This window comes from Snodgrassella sp. ESL0304 (assembly GCF_013344995.1).
In the GTDB taxonomy this organism is placed as follows: domain Bacteria; phylum Pseudomonadota; class Gammaproteobacteria; order Burkholderiales; family Neisseriaceae; genus Snodgrassella; species Snodgrassella alvi.
Genome location: NZ_JAAEDR010000014.1, coordinates 15,355 through 33,360, shown reverse-complemented (window position 1 = coordinate 33,360; position 18,006 = coordinate 15,355). Strand labels below are relative to the sequence as shown.

General features: G+C 37.6%; 14 protein-coding genes, 6 tRNA genes and 1 pseudogene. 7 read left to right on the top strand and 14 right to left on the bottom strand.

Annotated elements, in window-relative coordinates; translation table 11 throughout:
- Positions 1–202 precede the first annotated feature (202 nt).
- Positions 203–2,299: a TonB-dependent receptor gene (locus GYX91_RS06980; protein ID WP_174830361.1), complete on the top strand. Its 2,097-nt coding sequence runs from the start codon at positions 203–205 to the stop codon at positions 2,297–2,299.
- 75 nt (positions 2,300–2,374) lie between these two features.
- On the opposite strand, the gene GYX91_RS06975 is transcribed toward GYX91_RS06980, so the two are convergent.
- The 6 genes from GYX91_RS06975 to GYX91_RS06950 form a co-directional block, all read right to left on the bottom strand.
- Complete coding sequence (locus GYX91_RS06975; RefSeq protein WP_174830359.1) at positions 2,375–3,490, bottom strand: Tim44 domain-containing protein; 1,116 nt, start codon at positions 3,488–3,490, stop codon at positions 2,375–2,377.
- 498 nt (positions 3,491–3,988) lie between these two features.
- Positions 3,989–4,630 carry a trimeric intracellular cation channel family protein gene (locus GYX91_RS06970; protein ID WP_174830358.1) on the bottom strand — a complete coding sequence of 214 codons (642 nt, stop codon included), beginning with the start codon at positions 4,628–4,630 and terminating at the stop codon, positions 3,989–3,991.
- 1 nt (position 4,631) lies between these two features.
- The gene (locus GYX91_RS06965; RefSeq protein ID WP_174830356.1) at positions 4,632–5,330 is read right to left on the bottom strand and encodes a 16S rRNA pseudouridine(516) synthase; all 699 of its coding nucleotides are present in this window, start codon (positions 5,328–5,330) and stop codon (positions 4,632–4,634) included.
- A 37-nt stretch (positions 5,331–5,367) separates the two neighbouring features.
- Positions 5,368–6,825: a sodium:proton antiporter gene (locus GYX91_RS06960; RefSeq protein WP_174830354.1), complete on the bottom strand. Its 1,458-nt coding sequence runs from the start codon at positions 6,823–6,825 to the stop codon at positions 5,368–5,370.
- A 162-nt stretch (positions 6,826–6,987) separates the two neighbouring features.
- Positions 6,988–7,563: a DUF1415 domain-containing protein gene (locus GYX91_RS06955; RefSeq protein WP_041879856.1), complete on the bottom strand. Its 576-nt coding sequence runs from the start codon at positions 7,561–7,563 to the stop codon at positions 6,988–6,990.
- A 103-nt stretch (positions 7,564–7,666) separates the two neighbouring features.
- Complete coding sequence (locus GYX91_RS06950) at positions 7,667–8,149, bottom strand: Lrp/AsnC family transcriptional regulator (protein WP_025331019.1); 483 nt, start codon at positions 8,147–8,149, stop codon at positions 7,667–7,669.
- A 633-nt stretch (positions 8,150–8,782) separates the two neighbouring features.
- Here GYX91_RS06950 and GYX91_RS06945 point away from each other — a divergent pair.
- From GYX91_RS06945 to GYX91_RS06935, 3 genes are all read left to right on the top strand, one after another.
- On the top strand, positions 8,783–9,970 hold the full coding sequence (locus GYX91_RS06945) for an MFS transporter (RefSeq protein ID WP_078474359.1): 1,188 nt from the start codon (positions 8,783–8,785) through the stop codon (positions 9,968–9,970).
- 301 nt (positions 9,971–10,271) lie between these two features.
- Complete coding sequence (locus tag GYX91_RS06940; RefSeq protein ID WP_025331017.1) at positions 10,272–11,453, top strand: FAD-dependent monooxygenase; 1,182 nt, start codon at positions 10,272–10,274, stop codon at positions 11,451–11,453.
- Between the two features lie 36 nt (positions 11,454–11,489).
- Positions 11,490–12,653, top strand: a complete 1,164-nt coding sequence (locus tag GYX91_RS06935) for an FAD-dependent monooxygenase (protein WP_038648938.1) — start codon at positions 11,490–11,492, stop codon at positions 12,651–12,653.
- A 616-nt stretch (positions 12,654–13,269) separates the two neighbouring features.
- Here GYX91_RS06935 and GYX91_RS06930 read toward each other — a convergent pair.
- The 8 genes and pseudogenes from GYX91_RS06930 to msrAB all read right to left on the bottom strand — a co-directional run.
- Positions 13,270–13,360: transfer RNA gene (locus GYX91_RS06930), tRNA-Leu, on the bottom strand.
- A 42-nt stretch (positions 13,361–13,402) separates the two neighbouring features.
- Positions 13,403–13,477 (bottom strand) — tRNA-Cys (locus GYX91_RS06925).
- Positions 13,478–13,496: 19 nt separating this feature from the next.
- Positions 13,497–13,570: transfer RNA gene (locus GYX91_RS06920), tRNA-Cys, on the bottom strand.
- Positions 13,571–13,614: 44 nt separating this feature from the next.
- A tRNA-Gly gene (locus GYX91_RS06915) sits at positions 13,615–13,690 on the bottom strand.
- 31 nt (positions 13,691–13,721) lie between these two features.
- Positions 13,722–13,797 (bottom strand) — tRNA-Gly (locus GYX91_RS06910).
- Between the two features lie 32 nt (positions 13,798–13,829).
- A tRNA-Gly gene (locus tag GYX91_RS06905) sits at positions 13,830–13,905 on the bottom strand.
- Between the two features lie 107 nt (positions 13,906–14,012).
- A complete protein-coding gene (gene pgsA, locus GYX91_RS06900; RefSeq protein ID WP_025331015.1) occupies positions 14,013–14,585 on the bottom strand; it encodes a CDP-diacylglycerol--glycerol-3-phosphate 3-phosphatidyltransferase in 573 nt (190 codons plus the stop codon).
- Positions 14,586–14,823: 238 nt separating this feature from the next.
- A pseudogene (gene msrAB, locus GYX91_RS06895) lies at positions 14,824–15,816 on the bottom strand (bifunctional peptide-methionine (S)-S-oxide reductase MsrA/peptide-methionine (R)-S-oxide reductase MsrB); the annotation flags it as partial.
- Positions 15,817–15,962: 146 nt separating this feature from the next.
- Between msrAB and GYX91_RS06890 the strand changes: the two are divergent.
- The 3 genes from GYX91_RS06890 (at position 15,963) to GYX91_RS06880 (ending at position 18,003) form a co-directional block, all read left to right on the top strand.
- Positions 15,963–16,451, top strand: a complete 489-nt coding sequence (locus tag GYX91_RS06890) for a GNAT family N-acetyltransferase (RefSeq protein ID WP_025331014.1) — start codon at positions 15,963–15,965, stop codon at positions 16,449–16,451.
- A gap of 397 nt (positions 16,452–16,848) precedes the next feature.
- Positions 16,849–17,304, top strand: coding sequence for a transcriptional regulator NrdR (gene nrdR, locus GYX91_RS06885; RefSeq protein ID WP_025331013.1), 456 nt, complete (start codon positions 16,849–16,851; stop codon positions 17,302–17,304).
- A 189-nt stretch (positions 17,305–17,493) separates the two neighbouring features.
- Entirely contained in the window at positions 17,494–18,003 is a 510-nt protein-coding gene (locus tag GYX91_RS06880; protein ID WP_174830352.1) for a cytochrome C, read from the top strand.
- Positions 18,004–18,006: the final 3 nt, after the last annotated feature.

Genomic DNA, 18,006 nt, shown 5'->3' with positions numbered 1-18,006 from the left:
ATCAGCGTTGAAAAAAGTATTTTCAGAATGTGATGTTTTAAAATATTAATAAGATAATATTATGTTTAGGAAAATATAAATTAATCTACAAGCCATATTTTTAATAGTTTATTGACAGTAAATATTCATAAGTGTTATCTGTCACGGTTGGTTAATTTTATAATAATTTTATATTAATATTTTTAATTTAAGAATAGTAGTTATGATACACACACATCTGAAAATATTAGTTTTGTCACTGACAGCGCTGCCATTTATGGCTTATGCCAATGATAAAAATGATGAAGCAGATTTGCCGGATATCGAAGTCACTGCTTTACGCACTAATTCAAAATGGTTGGATACTACAGCTTCTGTTTATACTGTAAATGTAAATACACTCAAAAATACGCCTAAAACTAATATCTCTGATGCTTTGAAAGCTATTCCGGGTTTACAAGCTCTCGAAAGAGAAAATTATGCTCAGGATATGCAAATATCCATGAGAGGTTTTGGTGCCCGTTCGACATTCGGTGTTCGCGGAATCAGGATTTATGTTGATGGAATTCCGTCTTCTATGCCTGATGGACAGGGGCAGACATCCAATATTGATTTAAATTCTTTGGAGAAAATTGAGGTACTTGGCGGACCTTTTTCTTCTTTATATGGTAACTCTTCTGGAGGAACTATTCTCGCGACAACCCGTGAGGGTACAGGCAATCCGAGTGTCAGTGTTGGTTTTAACACGGCGCGTTTTGCTAAGCAGCAAACTTCATTTCAGTTACAAGACGGAAGTAAAGCGGCGAGTTTACCTGCATATAATATAAGTTCAAGTTACTTTGATACCAATGGTTACAGGGAACATAGCGACGCAAGAAAAGTCCTCAATAACGCAAAATTTACTTGGGATTTAAATGATGGCAGTACATTGAATTGGGTACTTAATCAGGTTCGTATCCGTGCTGCTGATCCCGGAGGACTGACACGTAAACAGTGGCAAGACAATCCGCGTCAGGTAGCTCAGAATGTCAGAGATTATAATATGCGTAAAGAAATTGACCAGAGTCAGACCGGTCTGACGTGGGATAAATCAATCAATGAGCATAACAGTTTATATGCTATGGCGTATGCTGGCCGGCGTCACGTTGTGCAGTACCAGTCAATTCCGGCCAAAGCTCAGACAGCTCCTAAACATGCCGGAGGTGTTATCGATTTTACCCGTTATTATTATGGAACCGATATTCGCTGGCTGAATACAAATACAATACCTAATCTAACTTTGATTGGAGGTGTGGCGTTTGATAAGGAAAATGAGGACCGGCAAGGTTATAATAATTTTAGTGGTGCGCATTTAGGGATTAAAGGAAAATTACGCCGTGATGAGGATAATACCTTATGGAATTTAGATCCTTATATTCAGTTTTCATGGAAATTTTTACCTGAATGGCATTTGGATGGCGGGTTACGCTATAGCAATGTGCATTTCAGAACACGTGATCATTATCTGGCTAATGGTGATGATAGTAGTACTATGCGATACCATAAACTGTTGCCCGGTATTTCACTAGACTGGAACTTCAGTAATCAGGCAGCAGCCTATGTTGCTTATGGTAAAGGTTTTGAAACACCGACATTTACTGAAATGGCATACAGACCGGATGGACAGGATGGTTTTAATCGTAATCTTAAACCTTCTAGCAATGATACAGTTGAAGCAGGACTAAAATTTGAACAGTCGTGGGGCCAACTGACAGCTACAATTTTTCATACTGAAACTCACAATGATATTGTTTCTGCGGTTTCATCTGGCGGCAGAAGTACGTTTCGTAATGCTGACCGGACGAAAAGATATGGTAGTGAATTAGCTTGGCAAAAGAAGTTGTGGCAGGATTTACAAGTTCAGGCGAGTTATTCCTATGTGGATGCGAAGTTTGATAGTGAAATAGCAGCACAAGGTAAAGCAGCCGCTGTTAGCAAAGGTAATAAAATTCCGGGAGTTGCTCAAAACCAGTTTTATTTAGGATTTCAATGGCAACCTAAGCAAGGATGGCAGGGGGGGATGGATATCCGCTATATGGATAAAATATATGTTAATGACAGTAACAGTGATTATGCACCTGCTTATGCTCTTGCTTCAGCGAATATCGGTTATGAATGGGTTCATCGTGGCTGGACAGTAAGCAGCTATGCACGTATAGATAATATATTTAATCGCCGTTATGCTGGATCTGTGATAGTCAATGATAGTAATGAGCGATATTTTGAACCATCACCTAAACGTACATTCAGTACCGGAATTAATATTCGTAAAATGTTCTGATTGAAAAAAGCACTGATATTTCAGTGCTTTTTAATATTTAAATATAATTGCTAGTTAAATATGTGCAAGTGAGAATTAATCCTGTTGTATACCGGCAATCAGCCAATCCTGCTGACTACCCATAGGTTTAACAAAATGCCATACTTCACTGAATGGTTGCTGTGCACTACCCAGCTCTTCACTCACTAAACCACTAAAACGTACACTGGCAATATACTGACCATTTTCCTGAGTGCTATCTACTAGTTCGGCATTAAGATTACTGAATTCAGCAGTTTCATGATTATTTATAATATCATTACGGATATCTGCGAACATATCTGAAGTAAAGTAACGGCGGATTTCTTCCAGATTTGAGGCATTGTTCATTGACTGAACATGATTAAAACGCTGACGTGCGAAACGCAGAAATGCGTCTGGATTACTTCCGTCTGGCATACCAGATAAATTGTTTGTCATTAAATTATTATTGCTTCCAATATTTTGTCCGAAAATATTGGTACTACTACTGTTGCTATTATTGTTTAATGAAGTGAAATTATTAGGCTTGGTATTTCCGGCATAAGGTATATTTGACTGATTATTCCTTTTAGCGGCAAAACGACGGTAAAGATAAACACCACCAAATACAATAATAAGTAACCATAACCAGCTAAAGCCACTTTTAGGTTCCGGTTGTGATTGTTGCTGTACCTGTGGCTGATCAGAATTGGTAGATTGAGTAGCGGCTGCATTATTACTATCAGTAGCATTCTCACTATAATTACCATCAGGATTTGTCACAGGTGCATTGGTTTGTTGCTGGTTATGATTAGCCATTGCATGACCTGCAAGTGCCCCAATAGCGGCACCAGCTACACCCGCACCAATTACCCGACCGGTATTGCTACCGCGCGGCTGTGTCTGACCAGAATAATTGTTCTGATTATCAGAGCGATAATCGTTACGTCCGGAGTTAGAGTAAGAACGTGACATACCTGCATTATTGCCACCGCCAAGTCGGCTGGAAGAAGAGTTTGCATAGCTGCCGCGATTGGATTGGTAGGATGAGCCAGAATAAGAGCTGGAGTAACTTGAGCGGGACATTCCACGGTTACCGCCACCGCCAACTCGTTTGGCTTCAGCCAGTGGACTCAGCGTCAGGCTGAGAATAACTGCAGAAGCAATATAACGTAATTTTCTATTTTCCATCACTTGGATACTTTCTTATCTATAATATTAAAACTAACTTTACCGTACATAGCGCTGAAAAATAAGATTTCAAGCAAAGAAATAGTTATTATTTAATCTCTTTTACGGTTTTATGGTTGCTTTTGCAAATAAAAGACAGCATTGTAGCGCATGAAAGAATGATAGTCATATTGGGTTATCAAAATATTTATCATTAAATCATAGTATGAGTTCAGAAGAAGATTAATAAAATAGTGATAATTTATCAGAACTAATATTTTGTTTGTATTTATCAAAATACAAAATAGCTTCTTCTATCGATAGAAATGACTGATAAAAATTGCAGATAAAAAGAACCCTCTGTGCCAAGGGGAGAAGCAGCAGAGGGCCAAAATAATGTTTCGACAAGAGAATACTGAAAAACCATTTTAAATCTTTAATTTATACGCTTGTAGCTGCGTATGAACATCATCTTAATGACTTAGACTGTTTTTTGCAGCGAAAGTTCTTGTAGTTTTGTTATATTTTGTAATTTTTCTTCTTTTGAAATCCCGGCAGGGTAATGTTGTAATGATAAGCGAGTAAACGGCTTAGTACACCACCAATAAACAGCAAATTAATACTTAATGGTGTAACCATTTCCCAGTGATCCAGCAGGCACAGAAGTAAGCCAAGTAAAATAGCAATGGTACCGTAAATATCACTACGTAAAATAATGGGTACTTCGTTTACCAGTATGTCGCGCAGTATCCCACCGCCTACAGCTGTTACAAATGCCAGTGTAATTACACCAAACCAGTTTAATTCAAGATCCAGACCAACTTGCGCACCAGTCAGACTGAATGCTGCCAGCCCAAGAGCATCAGCAACAACAAACCATACTGCAAGTACACGATGACGATGATATTGTAAATGGCACACCCATGATATTACTAATGTAATAAAAATAGTCCACAATGCTGTATTACTTTTAAAAATCATAGGAATATGACCGACCAATGCATCACGCATCATGCCGCCGCCTACCGCAGTAAGTAAAGCTACAATGACAACCCCGAGAATATCAAGTCTTTTGCGAAAACCAACCAGATAACCTGATACGGCAAAAGCGACTGTTCCGATAATATTGATTAGTTGGAAAATAATATCTGTATTAAGCATGTTACATTAAGCCGGACTCAGGTTGAAAAAAACGCCATCCGCCAGCAGGTAAATCTTCAGTCTGCCATAGTCCGAAAGCACTGCGATGCAAGGCAGTAACACGATTGCCGGCTGCAGCTATCATCCGTTTTACCTGGTGGTATTTACCTGAAGTAATGGTAAGCTGTAAGGTATGCGGATCAATTAACTCAGCGGCCTGTGCAGTTACCGTTTCGTTATCATCGTGTAACAAGACCCCGTTTTTTAAAATAATACATAGTTTTTCGTCTGCAGCATGCTTCAAACTAACACGATAAATTTTTGGAAGTTTATGTTTTGGTGACGTGCAACGGTGATTAAACTGACCATCGTTAGTCAGGATTAATACGCCGGTTGTATCTGCATCCAACCTGCCTACAGCCTGCATCTCCAGATGACGCAATGGCTCTGGTAATAAACTAAAAACACTCGGGTAAAATTGTGGTTTATGCGAAGTTTCATAATCAGCGGGTTTATTGAGCAGAATATAAAAATAAGGAAGGGGTACTGGAATCAGACTCACGTCATCAATATATAAACTGCTTACCGCTTTCGGGTCGATATCCATTTGAGCATGATTGCAGAGCGTATCATTAATTCGTACGGCATCGTCGTCAATTAATGCCTGACATTGCTTGCGACTGCCCAAACCTTGTGCTTGCAGGTATTTCAATAATTGCATAACTAAATAAACCTTAATGGCCGGCTATTCCGATAAGTTAAAAAAACAATAAAGTATCCAGTAAAAAAACCGGAATAAGCAGAGTAACAGACCAACCCATGTAGCCAAAAAAGCTTGGCATAGTAATTCGGTGTTGCTCGGCAATAGATTTAACCATGAGATTAGGAGCATTACCAATATAACTGAGCGCTCCCATGAATACTGAACCCATAGAAACCGCCATTAATGTAGAAGGTAAATGTTGCATTAGTAAAGCAGCATCACCTCCAGCAAGATTGAAAAACACCAGATAGGTAGGCGCATTATCCAGAAAGCCGGATAATAAACCACTTAGCCAGAAATAGAGAGTATTTACTGGTTCTCCCTTTTGCTCAATTAAATTTATCAGTATTCGGAAACTTCCATCCTGTCCGAGTTGTAATATAGCCATTACAGGAGCAATAGTTATGAAAATTCCGATAAATAATTTACCTACTTCAACCATAGGTGCCCAGTTAAAGTCATTTTGTCTGCGTAATTTCAATGGTGTTAATTTTAGCGAGCATAAAGTAATGATGAGCAGTAAACCATCACGTATCCATGCAACTAAACTGGTTTCAATTCCGTAAATATTCCATACCGGTAAATTTTTACATAATCCAGAAACCAATATTACTCCAGTAACTGCAAATAATAACAATAAGTTGGCTTTACCCTGAATAGACCATGAAGAAATACTGTTCTGAACTTTATCATTAGTAATAATTTCACGTTGCCATAAATAGTAATCAATACAAAAGAAAATAAATAGTAAAATCAGAGTATTGATAATTACGGGCAAAAGCATGTGAACGAATGTCCACTGAAAACCAACACCTTTCAGAAAACCCAGAAATAATGGCGGGTCTCCAAGCGGGGTTAATCCGCCACCGATGTTGGCCACTAGAAAAATAAAAAATACTACAAGATGAGTTCGATGGCGTCGCTGTGCATTGGCCCGCAATAAAGGGCGGATAAATAGCATGGCAGCACCAGTTGTACCCATGATTCCGGCCAGAAGTGTACCTACTGCCAGAATCAGTACATTGAGTTTTACACTGCCATTACCATTATGCTGAATAAGAATACCACCGGAAAGTGTATATAAAGCCAGTAGTAAAAGCATAAATGGAATATATTCCTGTAACAATGCATGTATGGTAATAGATAAACCAGCTGAAACATTATAGTAGCAGCTCAGAGGTATCAGAAATGCAGCACACCATACACCGATAATTTTTCCACTATGACTATGCCATGTTTTAGGTATCAATATCGGACACAAAGCTATAGACAAAAGCAAACCAATAAAAGGAAAGCACCACCATAAACTCAATTCATGGGCAGGTAAGCCGGCAGCCAGTACAGGAAATGGTAATAAACTAACGATAAATAAAAATATTAATTGCAGTATTCGATTGCCTTGCTTTAATAAAGAAAAGGCAAACTGTTCAACAGAAGGGTTAACTGGCGTCATTCTTGATAGTTTACTATTTAAGCAAATAGAGATTTTAACAATAATTTCGTATGGTGTTAAAAAGTAAACTCGATAAAAAGTGAGCTATTAATAAAAGATTTAGCATGATAGTTCAGAGGAAAGATTCGAATTTTACAGTTTGATATGAAGTTTAAGATTAATTTATTTTGATTTTTGCAACGGGTATTCGATTGCTAATTTTGTCCAGCCTTCCATTCCCATTTCCCGTAACAATGCTTTGTTACGTTCATATATGGTTGCAGCATCAGGAAATGCCGCAATCGCTTGATCAATACTACTTTCACGTATCAAGTGTAAAATAGGATAGGGACTGCGATTAGTATAGTTACTGATATCATCCTTAGGTTCATCAGCAAACTGAAATTCAGGATGAAAAGGGGCTATTTGTATGATGCCATTTGCTCCAATCTCCTGAAGTACATCTTCTGCTAAAGTTACAGCATCCAGAAACGTCTCAAAATCTGTAAATAATGAAGGTTCGACAATTAAAGTGGTTTCTGTTTCGTGTGCCGGCGTTTGTAACAACAACTGAATTTCCTGCTCTATGAATTCCAGAAATGCATCAACATGTCTGGCATGGCTTATGCTAAACCGCAATCTTTTTAAATTGTAAGGTTTTCTGGCAAAAGGGCAAAGATTAAGTCCGATTACTGCCTGTTCCAGCCAGTGGCGGCAAATAGCAATAATTTCTTCATCCTGATTATAAATGACAGACATATGTATTTATCTATGTAGATAACAGACGCTCAAGCGTAGCATGAATTCTTAAATAATTAAAACATTCTTTACTATTAGTTTATTAAAACTAATTTTGAGTTTTTTAGCCTACATTTAAATGTTCCAGCGGTAACGAAGTAGTTGTTTTAATCTCTTTCAGTACAAAGCTGGATTTGGCATCTTCCACTCCCGGAGTTGCCAGTAAAGTTTCCAGTACGAAGTGCGAAAAAGCATTCATATCTGAGAAAAAAGCCTGAAGAATGTAATCAGACTCCCCAGTGAGTGCAAAACAATTAAGCACCTGAGGCCAGCTTTGAACAGCAAGAGTAAACTCATCACGGGACTGTTTACTTTTATTAACTCTAACCCGAATAAATGCCTGCAAACCCAGTTCTACATGATAAGGGTCCAGAAGAGCTGCATAACGGCGAATAATCCCCGATTCTTCAAGCTGCTTTAACCGGCGCAGACATGGCGATGGTGATAAAGCTACTCGCTCGGATAGCTCAACATTAGTAAGACGACCATTATCTTGTAAAACTTGCAGGATTTTCAAATCGGTTTTATCTAAAAAACTTATTGCCATGATACAAGTATCCTGAGGATTATTGTCGCAGCGATGAAACAGGCGGCGATAATAAATTAAAGTTAAAGTTTATACAATTTATAAGATTGCACTTAATTACACAAATTTATTTTATTTTGACATTAATTTAAAATTAATACTAGTTATTCCAAATGCTTTTTAAATATCTAATCCCCTTATTACTATAAAAAATGTTGATACTATTCTACTTTCTTGAAATATATTATTCAGTTTAAAGTTGTAATATCTGTATATTATTGCTAATTGAAGTTTACACGGATAATAACCATTAAATGCAATAAATAAAATGATATTGTTTAATTTGTTGATTAGTATAAATATTTTTATATAGGTAATATTTATTCATATTTTTGTAAGCGTATAAACTCAATTTATTAACGGTTTATTTTTTAAGAAATTAATAATTAATAATAACTATATAAAGAATAAAGTGATATTATCCAGAAGTTTAAATTACTGCAAATCTGAAAAGCTATAATTACACTGAGAGGTATAATAAATAAAATACATAATATAACAAATTTTAAAATATTTTGTTTAACCATTATTTGAAATAATCAGATTAATTATTATATGTTATTCAGATAATTCTAATAAATAGTTTGCATTATAATGAGTAAACCACTTACACCTTCAATCACTCCAAAACTGAATCTGGCCTTAATTATAACAGTGCTGATTACCGGTGCTCTGGCTTTTATTCAGGTTTACGCTATTCAGTCAGTGTTACCTGTATTGATGCAGGAGTTCCATGCCAGTGCTGCTGCAATAGGTTCAACTGTAGGAGCGACAATTTTGGCTGTCGCATTAACGTCTCCGTTTTTAGGAATGATTTCAGATGCTTTCGGACGCAAAGCTTTTATTGTAGGTTCGGTTTTTTTTATTGCTATTCCTACTTTAGCATTGTCTTTTGTGCACAGTATCAATTGGCTATGGTGGTTGCGCTTTGCTCAGGGTGTTGCAGTACCCGGCATAACTGTCGTTTTACTGGCTTATTTAGGTGAAGAATTTTCTGGTAATACACGTATCAAACTGATGAGCTTTTATGTTTCTGGTACGGTATTGGGTGGTTTCCTTGGCCGGTTTCTGATGGGATACCTCACAGACTTTATGGGCTGGCGTCATGCTTTCTTAATAATGGGTATTATCAGTATATCTGGAGCGGTTCTGGTATGGAAAAATCTTCCTGCATCGCAAAAATTCGAGGCTAAACCACAGATTTCAACAGCATTAATAACCTTATGGCATCATTTACATAACCGGTATATTCTTGCAGCTTGTGCATTGGGTTTTTGTGTTCTGTTTTCTCTGGTTGGTTGTTTTACCTATATCAATTTGTATCTTGATCAGCCGCCATATAATCTAAGCAGTTCACAATTAGCTAATATTTTTGCCGTATATCTGATTGGTATGATTATTACTCCATTATCAGCTCGGTTAATTGTCAAATTTGGTACCAATCTAACTGTATTAATAGCTATGAGTTTATCCATTTTTGGTGTGCTGATAACCCTGATGCATCCGTTATGGGTTATTGTACTGGCACTGGCTATTATGAGTAGCGGTATTTTTATTACTCAATCGTCTACTATTACCTATATCTCTGCCAATGTAACAGAAGGCCGTTCACTGGCTTCCGGTCTGTATTACATGTGCTATTATGCAGGCGGTTTTGCCGGCTCATTATTATGTGGTCATGCCTTTGAGAGTGGAGGGTGGTTTATGACTGCTGTTGTATTAATTAGTGTACAGTTGCTGGCAATGCTGATTGGTGGTGTATTGATGCGAAAAAAAGCATAAACAGAAACATTGAAACCATATAAAGCACCATTTTTATAATGGTGTTTTATTTTGTATATTTTTCGATTTAGTAATTGTATCTGTCGAAATAAATTTTATCAATTTATAAACTATTAAGTAAAAGAGTAATATTTATTTCATTATCAGGCTGAAGAAGTTGGAGTAGAACTTTAGTGCTTGAAAAAAGAATTACATATTAGCTTAGCAAGAATTTTATTTAATCTGACTGGTAAATAAGATTTATGTTTCTATATGGATAAATTACGTTAGAATTTGACTGTCTTGATTAAGAGTACTGCTTATGCAGCCATTATCACATTATCCGTTTATTATTATCGGTGCAGGCCCTGTTGGCATGCTTACTGCTTTGTTGTTAAAACAGCAGAATCAATCGGTTTTATTACTGGAGGCCAGAGCTGCTGACAGTAATCTGAATGATCAGCGTACTCTTGCTTTGTCATATCATAGTATCCAGACTTTCCGGCAGGCCGGAGTATATCTGCCTGATGAAATGTTGACTTTTATCCGGCAGGTACATGTTTCACGGCAGCATCATTTTGGTCGTGTACTAATGTCAGCACAGGATATAGGATTACCTTATCTTGGAGCGACGATTGATTATGTCAGATTATTACAGGCTTGTGAAACAGCATTACAAAAAAACAATATATCTGTGCAATGGCAAACAACTGTTGAACAGGTACAAAGTACAACTCATTGGGCTTCAGCACAGTGTTTTTATCAGCAACGAAGGCATAACTTAACTGCACAATGGCTGATTCTGGCAGAAGGAGGTGAACTGGCTGCCGGTTTGCCGAATATAAAAGTACACACCCATGATTACCGGCAGCTGGCTTTAGTTAATACTCTAAAGTTCGAGGCAGGCAATCATGCTATTGCCTATGAACGTTTTACTGAAAATGGACCGCTTGCTTTATTACCTTATAGAAATGATTTTCGACTGGTCTGGACATGTACTCATGAAGAAGCATTGCAACGAGAGCTGTGGAATGTGGCAGAATTTAATCAGCAGTTACAGTCTGTAATGGGAGATCGCTTAGGTCATTTAGAGCAAATGGGAACGCCGGCAACTTTTCCATTGAAATTACGTCAGCTTAACCAGGTATATAGCCAGAGAGTAATTTGCATTGGAAATGCTGCCCAAACCATGCATCCAGTTGCTGCACAAGGATTGAATCTCGGTGTTCGTGATGCCGAAATGTTAAGTGCAACATTTGGTAAGACAGATAAAATTTCTCTTAATGATAGTTCTTTAGCCGGAAAATATGCACGAATACGTGCTTATGATGCTCGTGCAGTTGTAGGCTTTACGCATATTCTGGTACAACTGTTTGATCATGCTCACAGCGGGCTGGCATATGGACAAAGTATGGGTATGAGTATTTTGGGATCAGTGCCTGTTTTGAAGCATAAGTTTACCAGGCAGCTGGTTTTTGGAGTAACTCCGCATCCCGATATCTAGAATAAATACTATTGTTTAAACGATATGGAAAGCAAAATGAGCATAAACACACAATATGATTTTGATGTCATTATTCTAGGTGGAGGGTTGGTTGGTGCAACTTTAGCTTTAGCTTTACATCAGCAAGGTAAAAAAATTCTTATCATTGAAAAAAAGCCACCTCAAACAGATTTGCTCAGTCTCTCTCAGTCTTGGGATGCCCGTATTTATGCCATTAGTCCGACTAATCAGCAATTTTTCAATAGATTAGGCGTTTGGCCGGAAGAAAGAGTACAAAAAGTAAGCCATATGGAGGTTTATGGTGACGGTAATGGATGTATTAGTTTTGACGCCTCCAGTATAAATGTACCTTGTTTAAATTCAATGGTTGAAAACCGCTATTTGCTGGCAAAATTGTGGCTAGCATTGGAGGAAGAGGGGGTAGCAATAGTCAGTAGTTGTCCTCAATCGGTGATTACCGATGTATGGTCGGCAAAGATAACTCTGGAAAATGGTCAAACTTATTGCAGTCAGCTAGTGGTTGGTGCAGATGGAGCTAATTCTTGGTTGCGTGAGCAGGTTGGCATTGAAGTAAACGCTTCTCCATATCGGCAACAAGGTATTGTTGCTAATTTCAACACGGAAAAACCACATAATGGATGTGCTTATCAGTGGTTTCGTGGTAGTGATATTCTTGCTTATTTGCCTTTGCCGCAGCAGCAGATTTCTATCGTATGGTCGACATCTGACCCAGAAAGTTTGACGAAGCTGGATAAAGAAAGTTTTGCACGGGAAGTTGCTTTGGCAGGTAATCAAAAGTTAGGTGAACTAACACTAACCACTCCTGTGTTCAACTTTGACCTGATAATGCGACAGCCTAAAAAAATTGTCAGCCAAAGAATTGCTCTGATTGGGGATGCAGCTCATACTATTCATCCATTGGCCGGACAAGGCGTAAATCTGGGTTTTGCAGATGTGCAATGTCTCAGTAACTTACTGACAAATGCCAGTGATTCGGGTATATGGTCTATTCTCAGGCAGTATCAGCGATCAAGATTATTAGCAGTAAGGCTGATGCAATATAGTTGTGATGGTTTATTCAAATTATTTGCCAATGACTATTTTCCTGCCATTGGCTGGGTTCGTAATAAAGGATTGAATCTGGTGAATTATTCAGGCTTAATTAAAAAAAGAATGATTCGGGAAGCAATGGGTTTATGATTTAATAATAAAGATTTGTTGCTAAAGATAGAGTAATAATGACTGGATTAAGCAATAATGAAATTATTTTTATATTCTCAATTTATATTTCAATTTATAGCTAATCATAATTGAGAATATAGATTTGTATGAAAAATTTTGCTTTATACAATAGTAGTATTGAATAAAACATTTATCTAACATTGGAATTTCGCTAATTTTATTGTTACCAACATAAATTAGATAAATTTGCTGGCTTTTTATCTCTGTAGTTCTTTATCAGTTTTGCTATTGGCTGCGTATGCCTGAGGGATTAGCTACTTCGAATTCAGTGCCTGTTTTAGAGTTCTATACGCTTCACCCAGCTTTAAATTCATGTTTTTTAAATGCATGGTTATTAAAAATAATAAGTATAGTTTGATTACTGCTTTTCTAAATTTTATAAAATATGTTAGAGCATGTTCTTTATGTATAGGAATATATGTAAGAGGTAGAAAATCATCAATAGAATTTCAGGTATCAATTTAATGTTTGTATGTCACAGAGCAGTTGAAGAAGCAAAATATACAAGTGTGTATTTCTTGAAATATAAATGTAAAGAATCCAGATACATCTAAGTATATCTGGATTCAATAAATGGTGCCCGGAGCCGGAATCGAACCGGCACGGCCGTTTTAAGAGCCGACGGATTTTAAGTCCGTTGTGTCTACCAATTTCACCACCCGGGCAGGTAGTTTTTAATGCACTTTTGTGCATATTTGTGTGCTGTATGGAGGCGGGGGCACGGATTTAAACCGGCCTGCACAGCTTTGCACACTGTGGCATAGTCACTCTGCCACCCCGCCATGAAACTCTAATATAATCTGGAGGCGGGAGTCGGAATCGAACCGGCGTACACGGATTTGCAGTCCGCTGCATGACCACTCTGCCATCCCGCCTTATATATTTACTCAATCGGGTAGAGCAACTAATACATCAAACTTGGAGCGGGAAACGAGTCTCGAACTCGCGACCTCAACCTTGGCAAGGTTGCGCTCTACCAACTGAGCTATTCCCGCAAATTCACTTTATACATGTGAGCATGTTTTTTGGAGCGGGAAACGAGTCTCGAACTCGCGACCTCAACCTTGGCAAGGTTGCGCTCTACCAACTGAGCTATTCCCGCAAATTCACTTTATACATGTGAGCATGTTTTTTTGGAGCGGGAAACGAGTCTCGAACTCGCGACCTCAACCTTGGCAAGGTTGCGCTCTACCAACTGAGCTATTCCCGCGTTGTTCATTCGTACTGAATGAAGAAGCAACATTATATCGATGAAAAAAAATGTGTCAAGATTATTAATACATCTGATGAAGTATTTTTTGCTTTCACTATGATTTTTTAGGATTTAAATTCTTTCGTTGCCATCTTTAAATAATACAGCATTGACCAGATAGTAAGGATACAGGCTATTAGCATAAGAATATTTCCAAATATCCATAACAAATTGGGTTCTGCTAATGGTGGGGAAGTGAGTAGTAAAAGAAAAATAGCTGCCATTTGTGCCGCGGTTTTAAATTTTCCCAATTTGGCTACGGCAACACTATTTCGTTTGCCAAGCTGAGCCATCCATTCCCGTAAAGCAGAAATGGTAATTTCACGACCGATGATAATCATGGCAAATATGGCATAGGTGCGGCCGGTTGCTACAAGTAATATCAGAGCAACAGCTACCATTAGTTTATCCGCAACCGGGTCAAGAAAAGCACCAAAATTAGATGTTTGTTTCCAACGACGTGCCAGATAACCATCAAACCAGTCAGTTATTGCAGCTACGGCAAAAAAGCCTGCTGCAAGCCAGTTAATGATCTGGCGATCACTAATCCAGTCTGCTGGCAAATAAAATAATAAAGTAAATATTGGAATGATAAGGATACGCAACCAAGTGAGCAATATCGGAAAATTCCATGGCATAACGGGGTGTCCCTGACAAGTTATGATTTGGTTGCTTATATGATACCGCTTTGAGCGCTTTAAGGTGATTTTTTATTATTGATTGATGAATGTATCTCTGGATAAATTGTTGTGATAATTTTATATTTTTATTTAAATATTTAATTATTAATTATGTTTTGATAGTAATTCATACTATTGGAAACTACAGCATCGGACAGCAAAGATAGTTTATATATCCTGTCCGATGCTGAGGAAGTTACTTCACCATGTCTTTATAGGCAGCATAGCCGGCAGCATCCATCTCTTCATAGGGAATGAATCGTAAACTTGCTCCGTTGATGCAATAACGTAATCCACCACGATCTTGCGGACCATCTTTAAATACATGTCCTAAATGTGAGTCTGCATGCTGACTACGCACTTCAGTTCGCTGCATGCCATGACTGTTATCTTCATGTTTACTCACTGCTTCGGATTGTATTGGCTGACTGAATGCCGGCCAGCCGCAACCGGAATTAAATTTATCCCGTGAGCTGAAAAGTGGCTCTCCACTGACAATATCTACATAAATCCCAGGGACAAACAGTTCATCATACGGATGACTATACGGACGCTCAGTGCCTGCATTCTGAGTAATTTGATAAGCTTCTTGACTCAGTTGCTGGTGTAAAGTGGCTGCATCAGGTTTGTGGAAAGCATTTGCATCATATAATGTTGTGGAAGTCTGCGATGGTGGCAATTCAGGCAGAGGCTCTCGGGCTTTTCGTAAATCAATATGACAGTAGCCTTGTGGATTTTTGTCCAGATAATCCTGATGATATTCTTCAGCGGGAAAAAATTGTTGTAAAGGCAAGTCTTCTACTACGATAGGTGCAGTATAACGCCCTTGTTCAGCTTTAATCATTGCCTGAATGACATCATGGTCAGCCGGATCTGTATAGTAAATACCGCTGCGGTACTGGGTGCCTGTATCGTGTGCCTGACGATTTAGGGTAGTAGGGTCTACAATCCGGAAAAAATGCCGCAGGATATCAGTTAAAGAGATGATATCTGCATCATATTTAACCTTTATCGTTTCAGCATGGCCTGTGTCCTGATTGCATACTTCTTCATAGCTTGGATTATCAGTATGACCGTTGGCATATCCGGCCTCGGTTTCAATCACGCCATTTAAACGCTTAAAATAGCCTTCCATACCCCAGAAGCAGCCGCCAGCTAAATAAATAGTTTTTAGATTCATGATGTTATTCCATATATTTGTGTGGTTTATTTGTACATGCTAACACCAGCATGTGTTGAATAAAAGATGTTGTTTTGCTTAATTATGTTTAAGTGATATAAAATCTCTGACTTATTTTGATAAATTGATGCATTGTCATATTGGTTAAAGATCATATGAGTATTATTACTTATTTACGTCCTGCGAGACCGGAAGACTGTGAAGATATTTATAATGCTCATCGCTATGCTGTTCAGTATACCTGTGCACGTAAATATGATGAAACAGTATTGAAAGCATGGTTGTCATTATTAAATATACAAAGCTATTTGCATACGCTGGCAGATGCTAATAAAGCTTTATGGGTGGTTGATTATAAAGGCCATATACAAGGCTTTTTTCAGATGGATTTAGTAGAAGCTCAACTGGATGCTTTATATATCCATCCTTTCGTACATAATCAGGGTTTGGGAACTGCTTTGTTGCAGCGTGCTGAAGATGTTGCCAGTCGTGCAGGGCTGGGTATGCTGAAGCTCTATGCATCGCTTAATTCCGTAAAATTTTATGAAATTAATGGTTATACTTCACTAGGTGAATGTGCATTGCCACTCAATCGTGAAGTTACCGTTAACTGCTTACTGATGCGCAAATATTTAATTGAGTGATGTGCTATAAACAATTTTGTCCAAATTTAATACTTAATACAGAAAATGAAAATTTAAAATTAATGGTTTGAATAATTATTAAATTTATTTTTATAAATTGTTTGTTTAACTAAATTGTTGATAGTAAATTTCTATTTCTCTTTTTTTGAGTGTGTTGGATTATCCAATAATTATAATGTGCCTATTTTTTAATCAATAAAAAATAATTAATATAAATCAATATTATATTGTAGTTATCCCCATATTTTACCTAAAGTTTTGCGCTGAATTTTGTGTACAGGTAGATAAGTTATCTATAATTGATTAAATCATTTGAATTTACAGAACAAAGAAGCTTGCCAGCAGTGGTACTGCCTGCCACAATAGCTATTCAGTTTAATATTTATTTTGTATTTATATGAAATGTCCTTTTTGCCAGCATAACAATACACAGGTAATTGATACACGTCTGAGCGAGGGTAATAATAGTATTCGCCGACGTCGTCGCTGTCTGGCTTGTGATTGTCGGTTTAGTACGTTCGAAGTAGTTGAAATGCGGATGCCATTGATTATCAAACGTACTGGAGAAAAAGTTTTGTTTGATCCGGCTAAGTTGTATACCAGTATCAGCAGGGCATTACATAAACGGCCAATGGATAGGGAAAGTATTGAAAATGCAGTGGCAGAAATAGAAACTAATCTTTATCACATGGGGGTTAAGGAAGTTCCCAGTCAGATGATTGGAGATATGGTCTTGAGTTTACTGGCTAAGCTGGATGAAGTTGCTTATGTGCGCTTTGCTTCTGTCTATAAAAGTTTTCACGATGTTTCGGAATTTACTCAATTAATTGCTACTTTAAAAAATACCAATTAGTTATATCAGCCCTTGAGAAGAGTATTGTTTTGTTCGCTGCATTCGGCGCTAATTCTTGTTATACTTTGTAACTATTATGCCTTGTCATGAAAGCTTAAATATATCATGTTGAAATCTCGTATAGGGTTGTGTGCAATACTTTTTTTATTGGGCTTATCTGCTTGCACGAAACAGGATACTTCTGTAACTATGGATGCAAGTGATACTCAGACTGCCAGCAGTAGCGCAGCATCTGCTGATGAACCTGCTGTTTCTGCTACTCAGACTCTGACCAGTAAAGACAGTAAACTCAGTATAGTAGTAGACGGAGATTTTGCTGATGTACTGGATAGTGCAACAGACTGGGTAGATCCGGCACAATTAAATAATCTAACTTTATTACAGCATGATGACGGTAGTAATATCACTTTGGCAGTAAATAACTTAGGTACATTAAAAATTAAACCAGATGAATATTTTAAAAATCTGGCTGACAGTCTCGAACATAATAGTAGTATTAGTAATATCAAAGTAGGTGCCGCTACTGTAAACCGTATGAATTATCGTTTCAGTCATCAGCAAAATGGTACGTTGCTAAATGAAAGCTGTGTTGCACTGATTGTGGATAATAATCTTTATTCAGTATGCGCCAGCAGTGAAAGTGCCGACTATAATGCACTTGCTGGTACTTTAAAAACCATAAATGTACAGTATAATTAAAAA